This window comes from Pontibacter korlensis, assembly GCF_000973725.1.
Classification (GTDB): Bacteria; Bacteroidota; Bacteroidia; order Cytophagales; family Hymenobacteraceae; genus Pontibacter; species Pontibacter korlensis.
The window spans coordinates 1,988,661-2,001,406 of the sequence record NZ_CP009621.1 but is presented as its reverse complement, the minus strand read 5'-3'; the positions used below and the strand labels follow the sequence as shown (position 1 = coordinate 2,001,406).

At 48.3% G+C, this 12,746-nt stretch carries 13 protein-coding genes; 7 read left to right on the top strand and 6 right to left on the bottom strand.

Annotated elements, in window-relative coordinates:
* Positions 1-229 precede the first annotated feature (229 nt).
* From PKOR_RS08685 to dapF, 3 genes are all read right to left on the bottom strand, one after another.
* Positions 230-685, bottom strand: coding sequence for a GNAT family N-acetyltransferase (locus PKOR_RS08685; RefSeq protein WP_235337355.1), 456 nt, complete (start codon positions 683-685; stop codon positions 230-232).
* Between the two features lie 11 nt (positions 686-696).
* Positions 697-1,215, bottom strand: coding sequence for a GNAT family N-acetyltransferase (locus PKOR_RS08680; RefSeq protein WP_046310208.1), 519 nt, complete (start codon positions 1,213-1,215; stop codon positions 697-699).
* A 106-nt stretch (positions 1,216-1,321) separates the two neighbouring features.
* Positions 1,322-2,101: a diaminopimelate epimerase gene (gene dapF, locus PKOR_RS08675; protein ID WP_046314259.1), complete on the bottom strand. Its 780-nt coding sequence runs from the start codon at positions 2,099-2,101 to the stop codon at positions 1,322-1,324.
* Positions 2,102-2,207: 106 nt separating this feature from the next.
* Here dapF and PKOR_RS08670 point away from each other — a divergent pair, with 106 nt between their 5' ends.
* From PKOR_RS08670 to PKOR_RS08655, 4 genes are all read left to right on the top strand, one after another.
* The gene (locus PKOR_RS08670; RefSeq protein WP_046310207.1) at positions 2,208-3,101 is read left to right on the top strand and encodes a class I SAM-dependent methyltransferase; all 894 of its coding nucleotides are present in this window, start codon (positions 2,208-2,210) and stop codon (positions 3,099-3,101) included.
* Positions 3,102-3,247: 146 nt separating this feature from the next.
* Positions 3,248-3,799, top strand: coding sequence for a hypothetical protein (locus PKOR_RS08665; RefSeq protein ID WP_046310206.1), 552 nt, complete (start codon positions 3,248-3,250; stop codon positions 3,797-3,799).
* Positions 3,800-3,803: 4 nt separating this feature from the next.
* On the top strand, positions 3,804-4,247 hold the full coding sequence (locus tag PKOR_RS08660; protein WP_046310205.1) for a hypothetical protein: 444 nt from the start codon (positions 3,804-3,806) through the stop codon (positions 4,245-4,247).
* A 77-nt stretch (positions 4,248-4,324) separates the two neighbouring features.
* Positions 4,325-5,266, top strand: a complete 942-nt coding sequence (locus PKOR_RS08655; protein ID WP_046310204.1) for a Ppx/GppA phosphatase family protein — start codon at positions 4,325-4,327, stop codon at positions 5,264-5,266.
* 66 nt (positions 5,267-5,332) lie between these two features.
* On the opposite strand, the gene PKOR_RS08650 is transcribed toward PKOR_RS08655, so the two are convergent.
* Positions 5,333-7,711 carry a tetratricopeptide repeat protein gene (locus tag PKOR_RS08650; RefSeq protein ID WP_046310203.1) on the bottom strand — a complete coding sequence of 793 codons (2,379 nt, stop codon included), beginning with the start codon at positions 7,709-7,711 and terminating at the stop codon, positions 5,333-5,335.
* Between the two features lie 206 nt (positions 7,712-7,917).
* Between PKOR_RS08650 and PKOR_RS08645 the strand changes: the two genes are divergently transcribed.
* From PKOR_RS08645 to PKOR_RS08635, 3 genes are read left to right on the top strand one after another with little or no spacing between them, the layout of a single operon-like run.
* A complete protein-coding gene (locus tag PKOR_RS08645) occupies positions 7,918-8,985 on the top strand; it encodes an Ldh family oxidoreductase (RefSeq protein ID WP_046310202.1) in 1,068 nt (355 codons plus the stop codon).
* A gap of 8 nt (positions 8,986-8,993) precedes the next feature.
* On the top strand, positions 8,994-9,341 hold the full coding sequence (locus PKOR_RS08640; RefSeq protein WP_046310201.1) for a hypothetical protein: 348 nt from the start codon (positions 8,994-8,996) through the stop codon (positions 9,339-9,341).
* Positions 9,342-9,362: 21 nt separating this feature from the next.
* Entirely contained in the window at positions 9,363-10,307 is a 945-nt protein-coding gene (locus PKOR_RS08635; protein ID WP_148561650.1) for an alpha/beta hydrolase family protein, read from the top strand.
* A 66-nt stretch (positions 10,308-10,373) separates the two neighbouring features.
* Here PKOR_RS08635 and hscA read toward each other — a convergent pair whose 3' ends face one another.
* Positions 10,374-12,239 carry a Fe-S protein assembly chaperone HscA gene (hscA, locus tag PKOR_RS08630; protein WP_046310199.1) on the bottom strand — a complete coding sequence of 622 codons (1,866 nt, stop codon included), beginning with the start codon at positions 12,237-12,239 and terminating at the stop codon, positions 10,374-10,376.
* Positions 12,240-12,407: 168 nt separating this feature from the next.
* The gene (locus PKOR_RS08625; RefSeq protein ID WP_046310198.1) at positions 12,408-12,704 is read right to left on the bottom strand and encodes an FtsB family cell division protein; all 297 of its coding nucleotides are present in this window, start codon (positions 12,702-12,704) and stop codon (positions 12,408-12,410) included.
* Positions 12,705-12,746: the final 42 nt, after the last annotated feature.

The following is a 12,746-nucleotide window of genomic DNA, read 5'->3' as shown; positions in this document are numbered from 1 at the left end:
TCTGTTCGCAATATCGTCAAAAATAGCCTTTTTTCCGATATATCTAACGCTCTGTACTAAAACAGTACCAGAACGAGTAGTGCATAGCCTGTCTGCCATAATTACCGATAAAGCATAGTGGTTTTACTATTTAGCTTTACAGTGCTTAATTGGCTATGCCATAATAGGTAACAAGTGGCATAGTGGCAGAAGTTCAGTATTCTGAATTACCCGCTTTCTCCTGCTATCTTTATCCAGGCTCCTGCACCGGGGTAAAGTTATGCTTCTCCAGTTCAAACTTAATTTCGCCGTTCGCCTCTTTTCCTATAGCTCTCCAGCCTGCTTTACGGTAAAATCCTTCGGCCCGAGTACCAGGGTCAGTGCCGAGCCACAGCTTGCGTAGCCCCTTCCCAAAAGCCCACGCCACCATCTCGTCGTGCAATTTCCTGCCGATGCCTTTCCTCTCGTAAGCCGGCTCAATGAACAGTGCCCAGATGTTTGCCTTGCTCAGGTCTACAATGGCAAAGCCTACTGCTTCTCCGCCTACCTCACAAACCCAGCCTGCACCTCTCTCTTCGATCATTTGACGGCAGATCTCGTGCGTAACCAGCGAAGGGTCTGACAGCTTATTCTCCTGCACAGCAAACCGTACCCTAAACATACCTTCTATGTCTGCAGCTGTTGCTCTTCGGTATATCATGCTCATCCGTGAGATGTTTATTTGCACAAGTACTGCATTTCGACTACATCTTCCCAGCCATCAGGGGTTCTCAGCCACTCTTTACGAACACCAACCTGCTGAAATCCAGCTTGGGTAAAGAGATTTATACTGGGCAGATTGGTAGCAGTTACGGAACAATATACCTGGTGCAGCTGCAGCTTATACTGGCAGTAGTGCAACAATAATCCTAGTGCCTCTTTTGCATGTCCGTTGCCACGGTATTCTGCTGTTATCACTATGCCGACCCCTGCCCTTCGGTGCAGCGGCTCAAAGTCAAACAGATCAATAGCTCCTATCGCTTCGTTGCTGTTATTACAAATTACCAGGCGCAGCTGCTTTACATTGTAGATATCTAGGGCAGCGTTTTCAAGGTACTGCTCCAGCACAAACCTGGAGTATGGGGCCAGTGTATTTCCCACGTGCCAGACGGAGGTGTCATTCTCCAGTGAGTACAGAAAATCGAGGTCAGTGGGCTCCAGTGCCCTGAGGTAAGTTTGGTCGGCTTTCAGAAACACGCGATTCAACTTTTATACTTCATACAACAGCAAGCTACATAAAAAAGAAAAGACTCTCAGCTTTAGCCGCTGAAAGTCTTTCACTAAAGGTGATATGAGCTATAACTTACTGAATTGGAATGGAACCGGTAAATACCTGCTTAGCCGGTCCTACCAGGTAGATGTGTTTAAAGCTGCCATCTTCGTTTTGCTCGAAAGCAACCTGCAGCTCTCCGCCCAATACTTTTACTTTAACCGGGCTTTGCATTCCTTTCAAACTTGCCACTAATGCACAGGCAGTTACCCCTGTACCACAAGATAATGTTTCGTCTTCGACGCCACGCTCATAGGTGCGGACAAAAATCTCGTTGTCAGAAAGGCGCTGTACAAAGTTTACGTTTGTGCCAACTTCCTTAAAGCGTTCGTTGTAGCGGATAGCCCGGCCCTCTTCGTAAACATCCAAGTTTTGTACATCCTCTACAAATCGCACATAGTGTGGGGAACCCGTATTTAGGTAGTAATCCTCTCCTATCTGCTCCACCTCCTTCACATCATTCATTTTCAAGTGGATCTGCTCACGCTCTATACTTGCCTGGTGCTCCCCATCGGCAGCCAGAAAGTAAGCCACATCTTCAATAACGCCCAACTGGCGTGCAAAGCGTACCGTGCATCGCCCACCGTTGCCGCACATGGACCCTACACGGCCATCAGCGTTGTAATACACCATCTCGAAGTCATAATCCGGGTGGTCCTGCAACAGAATAAGGCCATCTGCGCCAATACCTTTGCGGCGGTCGCAGAGATGCTTCACCAGTGCTTCATCCTCAGCCGGAAAAACATGTTTACGATTGTCTACCATCACGAAGTCGTTGCCCGTGCCCTGGTACTTGTAAAAGCTAATTGCCATGTATATGTAACAAAAAAAACAGCGGCTGCGTGCCTTTTTAAGGTTCGGCGGATAATGCGTATTTTTGCCGCCAACCGGCACTAAGCCAGAAATAAACAACAAAGATATGTATTCCTTTTTAACAACAGAAAACTGGGCCGATTACGAGTTAGTGGATTCTGGAAATTTTGAGAAGCTGGAGCGTTTTGGCGAGTATTATGTGGCCCGCCCTGAGCCTCAGGCTATTTGGGACAAGCACCTGCCAGAGCAGGAATGGCAGCGATTAGCCCAGGCCGTATTTACCCGCGACAAAGGCAGCCAGGAGAAGGGCCAGTGGAAGCTGAAGAAAGGAATGCCTGAGCAATGGTTTATTAACTACAACTATAACGACCTGAAGCTGCGTTTCCGCCTTGGCCTGTCATCCTTCAAGCACGTAGGCCTTTTCCCGGAGCAGGACAGCAACTGGAAGTATATTTACGATACCACCCGAAAGCTGAAAACACCGCAGCCGAAGGTGCTGAACATGTTTGCCTACACTGGTGCAGCCACCCTGGCTGCTAAAGCTGCAGGCGCCGATGTAACCCACCTCGACTCTATAAAGCAGGTAAATTTCTGGGCCCGAGACAACATGGAAGCCAGCAACCTTGATAATGTGCGCTGGCTAGTGGAAGACGCCATGAAGTATGCCCGCCGCGAAGTTAAGAGAGGCAATAAGTATAACGGCATCATTCTGGATCCTCCCGCCTATGGCCGTGGCCCGAATGGTGAGAAATGGCAATTGGAGAATGAGCTGAACGAGATGATCAAGCTCTGCCGCGGTATGCTGGATGGCACCGACTATTTCCTGCTCATTAACCTATACTCTATAGGTTTCTCGGCCATGGTACTGGACAACCTGATGCGTGATACTTTTGGTGACCAGGTACAGAACGAAGAACTTGGGGAACTATACCTACACGACAGTGGCAACCGCCGTCTGCCCTTAGGCACGTTCTTCAGATTTACTTCAGCCAAAAAGTAAAATTCATAACCTGTTAGCACTACATGTGGTTTAGGTCATAGATAAGATCATCTACAGACCTAAACCACTGATTTTCAGACTTAAACTATAACACCAAGTAGTGCGCCAGAACCTTTCAATAAGCTGAGCTGCCTCGCCTAACACTTATGAAAAAGTTTCTCAAGAAGCTGCCTTTCCTGCTTCTAATTTTACTTCATGCCTCTTTTCTACTGGCCATGCTGGTCGAAAAGTTAAACATCACGTCAAATCTGATTTTTATTGCAGCGATCATTATCCTGGTACTAATTGCCTATACACAGGTGCCCAGGCATGAGGACAAGCACTTGAAGCAAGATTTCCTGGCGGTAGGATTCGTAGTGCTGGGTGCTGTAGTGACCTTTTACCTAAATGTGCAGGTAAATCTGGGGCCGGTTATAGCGGCAGGAGCTGTAGGTACGATTGCCTCTTATGTTCCATGGCTTAATAGGCAATCAAAGCTGCTCAACGAGGTACCTGCTTCCACTTATTGTGGTGCCTTTGTAGGTATGTCGAGCCCCAATATTGCAGGAAGCTTTATGTTCATACTTTTTGCAAGCTTTATAGCAGGACTTCTGCTTGTCTTCTCAAAGAACATCTTCCGCGGTTTTGGGGGAAAATTAGGCACCATCGCCTTCGGAGGTGTGGCCGTAACGTACCTATTGATCTTCCTCTTCCTTTGACTGTATGGATGCTATCATTCTAATTATAACCGGAGCTTTTGCGGCAGTATGCACCTACTTTCTCAACGTAAAGTTACAACAGGGGCCTGTACGTGCTTCAGCTGCTCTCTCCTTGGCTGTCGGCTTGGTATTTCATTTCTTCCCCAATCTGCTACCTCAGCCCCTAAACGCTAACATTCCAATTGTTTTTATAGGCTCATCGTTTGTAGGAATGGTATCCTCGAGTGTGGTAGCAAACTACTTTGTTGTTGCCGCTTCCGGTGCACTCTTCTCGCTGATCTACCTGAACACAAGCAACTTTTTTACAGGCTACGGAGGAAGTTTGGGTACCATAGCCTGCATCTCGCTACTGGTAACTATTGGCTTGCCTTTCTTGGCAAAGAAGAATAAGATAAGTAATGGTTATCTTGTGCTGAGAAAATTGATTTTCAAAAAGAAGAAGCACTAACACAACCTCATAGCTGGACAGGCAGAAAGCTGACAGCTTGTACGCTTTATTCAACAACTTTTATCCAAAACACAGTCATGAATAACCGCTTTGCACTCATCGACATGGGCACTAACACATTTCATCTGCTGGTAACAGAGGTAGACGAACAGGGCCAACTGCATGATCTTTATAAAACAAAAGTACCCGTAAGATTGGGGCAGGGTGGCATTAGTAACGGAGCTATTGCCCCGGAGGCCTCAGAGCGTGCCTTAAAAACACTGCGAGACTTCCGACATACTATAGATGATTTTGGGGCTGAAACAGTACGTGCCATGGCTACCAGTATGGTGCGCAATGCCAGTAACGGAGAAGCTTTTGTAAAAGAGGTTTTTAAGCACACCGATATACAGGTAGAGGTGATTGATGGTGCACGGGAAGCAGAGCTAATTTACTATGGCGTGCGTGCTGCCGGGGTTTTGGACGAAAAAGTATCCATGATTATGGACATTGGAGGTGGCAGCGTAGAGTTTATACTTTGCAACCAACAGGAGATTTTTTGGAAGCAGAGCTTCGAACTCGGTGCGCAGCGCCTCATGGACAAGTTCTTTACCCAAGACCCAATTCCTGCCGAGAGTATAGCTGCAGAGAAAGCATACTTGAACGAGCGCCTGCAGCCTTTAACAGATGCCGTGGCTAAGTATAAGCCCATCGTATTAGTAGGTTCCTCAGGCACCTTCGACACCCTCTGTGATATCAGTGCCCTCCGTAGAGGCGACACTTCCCGACTAGCTGGCCCACCTGCTGCTTCTGTGCTGGCTGTGGAAGACTTCTATACTGTTCACCAGGACCTGCTTCGCAAGAACCACGATGAGCGCCTTGCTGTTCCTGGTATGCTGGAAATGCGTGTTGACATGATCGTGCTGGCTAGTATAGCCGTAGACTTTGTGCTTGAGAAGTATAAGCTACAGGAGGTACGGGTGTCGTCTTACGCACTGAAAGAAGGCGTGCTGTATGAGATGCTTCAGAGCAGGAAATAAGCTTCACTCTCCTGCAAGTATAACGGCCCCAAGAGCAGTACTCTCGGGGCCGTTATACTTACAGGTTTATCCTTTTGCCAGTCGTTTCCGTTCTTTCTCGTAAGCCTTTCTTAACTGCTTCAGATCATTATTATTCTGGCTATACTTTAGAGACAATACTTTAGCATTCTGCACCTCTCCTTGCTGCACATCTTTCAATGCCAGCTGCTGGCCCAGTTGCTGCTGTACTTTCTTGGTTTTGCCGGTGCGGTAACCCTTCTCCAACAATAGCGCCAGTAGCTGAACAGACACCTGCTCCTGTTTTTCATTGGCATAGTAGCTAACGACAGCAGCAGTAAATGGCTGCTTTGGATGATCTTTCGCGAAATTGTAGAGCGAGATGTGGTCTAGTCCATACTTGTTTACCTGCTGCGCCAGATAAAAAGCTCTTGCCTCTTCATATAGCAAAATGGCCTCATCGTACCTGCTTTTGGCAATCAGACGATTGGCCTCCTCCAGCTTGCGTTGATAGTTAGCGGCAGCAGCAATGGCTCCTCTGCCATCTATAGCTGTAAAGGTGGCAATACCGCACTCTGCTTTAGCATCTGCCGCTTTTATAGCTGTCTCATAAGCTTGGTCTGCCGCGATAAACTTTTTCTCCCTCACCAGCGCCTCGGCATTCTGGAAGTGCTTATCATAGTCGGCCTGTGTATTGATGCACTCCTGTGTAAAGATTCGCTCACGCAGCAGTTTATACTTATTCTGCACCTCTACATCCTGCACCAGCGCATAGCGCTCCTGCATAACGGTTGCATCAGCCGCAGTTTGGCGCGCGTTGCCAAGTCTGTTCTGCATCGCCTGCTCATAGCCTTCGTTCAGCATGGCCAGCAGCACCGGCTTGGCTGCTTTTTGCGATAACAGTCTTAACTCCTGTACCGGCCTGAAAGTATATCGCTGCTCCAGCACCAGTGCCTCCTCAAACCGGCTTAACGCTGCTCGGTGGTCCTGCTGTGTCAGAAAACGTTTACCCTCATCTATAAATCGAAGGTAATACTGGAACTTCACCTGGTTCATCAACTCAGAAGCCTCAGTGGCATTGTGCAGCACGTAGTCGTAGTCTTCCTGGAAATCTAAAGCTTCATTTACCACACGCTCGGCCTCCTGCAGATCATTGCGCGATAACAGCCGTTTCCCATTGTCTACCATAGCACGATAAACACCGTTAGCCGCTCTAGCCTCGCCGTCGTTCAAAGCTTGCATGCTGCAACGCAAACCGCCAATGGTGCTGCACAAATCTCGCGCCTCGGCATAAGCTTCCAAAGCATTCTGATACTCACCTCGGGTGGTGAAGCGGTTTCCTTCGGTTATATGAGCAGCGTAAATATCATGCGCCAGCCCTAGTGCCAATTGCTCCGTCTGTGGGTCCACCCGCATGCGGGTAAGCACGTCGCGGGTACGATTAGTAGCCTCACGGATGTAGCCGTTGCGCAGGTCGATGCGGGCAAGTTGCACGTGAGCCGGGGCAAAGTTAGGATTTGCCTCCACCGATTTGGCAAAGTATGTCTGCGCTACCGATGCATTTCCATTGTTCAGCATGCTCACGCCGCGGTTGTAGAAATGCTCATGAATGGTGGCCAGTGTATAATTGACAGCCTTCCGGCGCTCCTGTAACACCTGCTGCAACTGCTCCATTTTATACTTTAACCGTTGCGGGTCCTGCTGCTTCAGGTTTAGCTTATCAACGTAGTTCTCCTTTTTCAGGAGCTCATACTGCTTTTCCAGTTCATAGAGGTTGCGGTCGTGCAGAGGCAGGCGGTCAATATCATCTGGAAGTATAAGCGCCACCTCTTTGAGCGCCTGCAGCACTTTGGCATCTGCGGCAAAGTATGCGCGCACCAGGTTTAATTGCTCCTTCAGCTGCTGCACGTCTACAGCAGTATATTCTACCTGTTCCTCTACCACCTGCAGTTTGTAGTTTTGATTTGCCGCAGTATCAGGTATTTGCTCCTCAAGCAGCGCTACTCCCTTTGGCTTCAGCATTATGGTGCGGGCATATTCCTGCACAACTTCATTCTTCGCATTCAGTAGCTTTACTTTGGCTTTATACTTATCCGGCAACAACGCCTCTCCCAAATCAAAATCCTTGTAGTCGGTGCTGCCGCTTACCTGTACCTTAGCAACCTGCACCTTTAGCTGTAGCTTATCTCCGGTATCAATTACTTGCGTATGTTGCTCAAACCGTAGTGTAAACTCGGGTTTACGTGGTGGCCTGCCGCTGCGGGTAGTTACTTGGTTTTCATTCAGGATATCGATGATGTTGTTGAGTTGGACCTGACTGTTATCAGAGCCCGTGCCATACTTTAGTAGGTACGTTTCGGCTGTCTTCTCCTCAAACAGCAGCTTTTGTTGCGCCTCAGCACTATAGGCAGTGAGGGCAATAACGATCAGTAGTAGAGCTTTTTTCATAGTGCAGGGGCTTAGCTTTCTGAAGCTAAGGCAAAGCTTGTTCCAGTTTTGCCGGAATCCGCCTGTAAAGTATAGAAAAAATAAAATATGATGGTGAAGGGAGCAGAAATTATGGTTTTTGCCGTTGGTACAAGGGCAAGCGAAGTACAGCTAATGCATTAATTTGATATTTTCTTAATTTGCCGCCCATAACAGTAGACTTTTACATGTACCCATACAGACAACTATTCGATTTTACGCAGGAGGTATTCCTGCACATGGGCTGCCCGGAGGAAGATGCTCGTCTGGCTACCGAAGTACTGCTAGCTGCCGACTTGCGCGGTGTTGACTCCCATGGCGTAGCCCGCCTGAGCGGCTATGTAAGGCTGTGGGAAGCCGGCCGCATCAATACCAAGCCAAACGTGCGTGTTGTACACGAAACACCAAGCACTGCCACTGTAGATGGAGATGCTGGTTTAGGCTTGGTAGTAGCTCCACGTGCCATGGCTGTTGCTAAACAGAAGGCCGAGCAGGCTGGCAGCGGATGGGTGTCAGTAAAGAACTCGAACCACTTTGGCATTGCGGGTTACCACGCCATGATGGCCTTGGAGCAAGACATGATTGGCATTGCTATGACCAATGCCTCTCCGCTTGTGGCCCCAACATTCTCAACCGATCGCATGCTGGGTACAAATCCGATTGCCGTAGCTGTACCTGCTAAGAACCAGCCTCCGTTTGTTGCCGACTTAGCCACCGCCGCCGCTGCCAATGGTAAGCTGGAGATACTGCAGCGTAAAGAGAAGAAAGCGCCTCTCGGTTGGATACAGACCAAAGAGGGACAGGACTCTGATAACCCGAATGAACTGAAAGCTGGTGGTGCTCTGCTACCACTCGGCTCTGACCGCGACCATGGTAGTCATAAAGGGTATGCGCTGGCCTCTGTGGTGGATATCTTATCTGCTGTGCTGTCGGGTGCCAACTATGGCCCCTGGGTGCCGCCGTTTGTAGCGTTCCTGCCTGTAGCGGATAACTTGCCAGGCGAAGGTATTGGCCACTTCTTGGGTGCCATGCGTGTGGATGCCTTCCGTCCAGCAGAAGATTTCAAACAGCACATGGATAACTGGATCGGCACTTTCCGTAAAGCCAATGTGGTGAAAGGCGAACGCTCTGTACTTATACCTGGTGATCCGGAGCGAGAAATGGAGGAGATTCGCCTGATTGAAGGTATTCCGTTGCTTCCACCGGTAGAGCGCGACCTGGAGGCCTTGGGCCAACGATTCGGCATTAAACTTTAGGCAACTATATGGCAGCGGGAGGAAGCACGGCAGCAGCGAAGTTTTTCAGGGGAATTGGTCTTATTTCCGACAAGCGCAGTATTCTCATGCTGGTCGTGTCCTGGACGCTAAACCTGTTTTGGCTAGGCCTGAACTACTTCTGGCGCTTTGCCTCGGTTGAGGTGCTATTGGCAATTCCAATCCTGTTGCTGCTGTACGCCCTGCTGGCACTTGTAGGTTATGTCTATTGGGGCGTGCGCGAAGTGCAGGAAGAGGAAGCTCCCTATGCAAATGTGATGGTCGGAGTTATTGTAGCTGTAACGCTGCTATACTTCAACTTTAACCTATTGCAGTTTGTGTTACAGGCTATACAGTAACCTATCCTAATTTTGTCTTTCATGAATGTTCAACGTCTGCTGCCCCTCTGCATGCTACTGTTTGTGCACATAGCTTCTGCACAAAAGATTGAGCGCTTTTACAATGTTGCTGCCACCGATACTGCTGACAATTACACCTTGGTTGTCAAGCCAACATCTGGTGCCCCTAAAGGTTGGGTACTTTTGTTTCCCGGCTTTGGAGAAAAGCCGGAAGATGTATTGAAAGAAACAGACCTTGTTGCAAGGGCAGCACAGGCAGGTTATTTGGTGGCTATACCCTATGTTGATGGCAACACTGCATTACATATCAGTGAGGCAAAAATACAGCCTATCTTAAGGCTGGTAGATAACACAAGCAAGAAGTACAAGCTGAAAGGAAAACCTTTAGCTGTTGGCGGCTTCTCGATGGGGGGAACTACAGCTGTAAAACTCACAGAGTACATGTTAGCTGTACCAACCGCCGTACAGGAAGCAAGGGTATCCGCACTTTTCGCTGTAGATCCGCTTCTCGATTTTGAGCGCTTCGAGCGCAGTACACTTAAGGCCGTACAGCGGGCAAATTCAGCCATGCCGAGGCGAATGTTGCAAATGCTACAGACAATGCTACGGAATGACTTTGGCACCACGGCCGTCCAAACGCCTGAGAAGTTTTACACCATTTCACCATATGCCTACGCAGACACGGCTAATACGGCAATTAAACCTCTAAAACAGTTGCCCGTGCTTTTTTACACCGAACCCGATATAGACAACCAGTTCAATAGTAACCGCCGCGATCTCTATGATTTAAACACGGCAGACTGTACCGCCATGATCGCTGATTTGCAAAGTATGGGTAACCAGCAGGTCCAGTTAGTCATTACTACAGCTAAAGGCCTACGGGCCGATGGCACTATTAACCCTCATTCCTGGTCTATATTAAATGTAGATCAAACTATAAATTGGCTGCATCGATTCATGAAGTAAGCTTAAACAGAAACCGCCGACATCTCTGCCGGCAGTTTCTGTTTTTGTTCTAATTAGGAGTTAATGTTACTCAATCTTCTTACCGGCCATCGCCTGCTTGATAGAGATCTGCATCACGCGCTCTGCAAACGGGCTGGTCTGCTCCTCCAGCCTGTCAACAGCTGCATATATAGCGTCCTTGTCACCACCGGCAGCTAATACATCCTTCAGTTTCTGCACATTTTCGCGGGTCAAGTTAATTTCTTCCTCCGTCAGGTGCTGACCGTTCTTCTCAAGGAAGCGCTCTACCTGATACAACATCTGCTCAGCCGTAGTACGCGCCTCGATCTGCATACGCGTGGCCACATCTTCCTTAGCATGAGTAATGGAGTCCATCAGCATCTGCTCCACCTGTTGGTCCGTTAAACCATACTGTGGCTTCACTTCTACTTCCTGACGCACACCAGAGCGCAACTCAACAGCCTCTACTTTCAAAATGCCGTCAGCATTAAGTATAAAATTCACATCTACCTTCGGGAAACCAGCCGGCATGGCAGGGATACCTTTTAAATCGAACTCTGCCAGTTTGCGGTTTTCTTTCACCACATCGCGCTCGCCCTGGTAAACCGAGATCTTCATGTTCACTTGTCCGTCTACCGAGGTAGTGTACTGGCGGCCGGCCTTTGTAGGAATTTTAGAGTTTCTAGGGATGATCGGGTCCATCAGGCCACCCATTGTCTCGATTCCTAGTGTGAGAGGCGTTACATCCAGCAACAGAATGTCTTTGCGGTTACCAGCAAGTATGTCAGCCTGTATGGCAGCCCCTAAAGCCACAACCTCATCTGGGTTAAGCGAATTATTGGCTGGCTTGCCAAAGAACTCCGACACCGCCTCATATACCACAGGTACGCGCGTAGAGCCACCTACCATGATTATGGCATCTATTTGCTCCGGCTGTAACTTGGCATCCGCCATTGCTTGCTTACAGCTATTTATCGTGCGGGCAACAATCGGAGCTATCAAAGCCTCAAATGTATGCCGCTCCAGGTGGCAATCAATATTTCCATTGATGTTGCCTGTGTATACTTCCTGCGAACTCAGCGTTCTCTTAGCTTCTTCTGCTTTCAAGCGCAGCTCCTGCGACAGGTTTTTATCCTGATTCACGGTATCAGCAATCAGCTGGTTCTCCTGAATCCAATGGTTGATAATAGCACGGTCAAAGTCATCACCGCCTAGGTAAGTATCGCCATTTGTAGAAAGCACCTCGAAAATGCCTTGGTGGATGCTCAGGATTGAGATATCAAAAGTACCGCCACCCAAGTCGTACACCGCTACAATTTTTTCCTCATTCGGGTCTATACCTATGCCGTAAGCTAAGGCTGCCGCAGTAGGCTCGTTTACAATACGAAGTACTTCCAGACCAGCCAACTTACCGGCATCGCGTGTAGCCTGGCGCTGCGAATCGTTGAAATATGCTGGCACGGTGATAACAGCACGGTTAACTGGTGTTTTCAGAGAGTGCTCCGCTCGTTCACGTAGCTCCTTTAGTATCTCTGCCGACAGTTCGATTGGTGAGTAGAACTTATCCTCCACACGGATCTTTACCAGCCCTTCAGAATCATCATCAATGATTTTATAGCCAAAGTAGTCTTTGTGCTCGCCGAGGTCTTTGTATGACTTGCCCAGCAGGCGCTTTACAGAATAGATTGTATTTGCCGGATCAGTAATCAGGTAGTCCTTTGCTTCGTTTCCCACATAGGTCTCACCGTTCTGCGCGAAATGCACCACCGACGGTACGATAGTGCCACGACCTTGGTCATTAATCGCGATAGGCTTCTTATCTTCAGGATGGATGTAGGCCACCAAGCTATTGGTCGTTCCTAAATCTATACCTACAATTACCTCTTCCTGCTGAAGAGATCCGGTAGAAAGGTTTATTGCAACTTTTGCCATAGTATCTGTTTTTACGTGAGCCCGCCACCATTTGGCGGCAGCGCTGTAGCACAAAGTTACAAATTATTTGGGGAGGGATTTGTTTAGGGAAATAGAGGTTAATTTAGTTTATCACAGTTACCGCTTTTAGGAGACAAACAATTTACTCCTACTTATACAGTTTTTTAGCTACTGCTCTTTAGGCACTATGATGAAAACTTCTTCGTGCGGACGCTTCATCAGGTACTTTTCGCGGGCAAATTTCTCCAGCAACTCTGGGTTTCCCATCAATTCTTTACGGTCTTTCTCCACCTCTGCCATCTTCTCCAGGTAATGCTCTTTATCACGCTCCAGATCGTTTAATTGGCGTCGCATCTGGTATTGTGTCACAAAATCGTTGGAGTCGAAGAACAGCATCCATACGATAAACAGAAAGGAAATCATGAAATAGAAGTTTCTGAATATTTTAGGGATGCGCTGTTTCATAAACCTGAGGTAAAGTGTACTTACAAAAATAAGGCTGTGAGT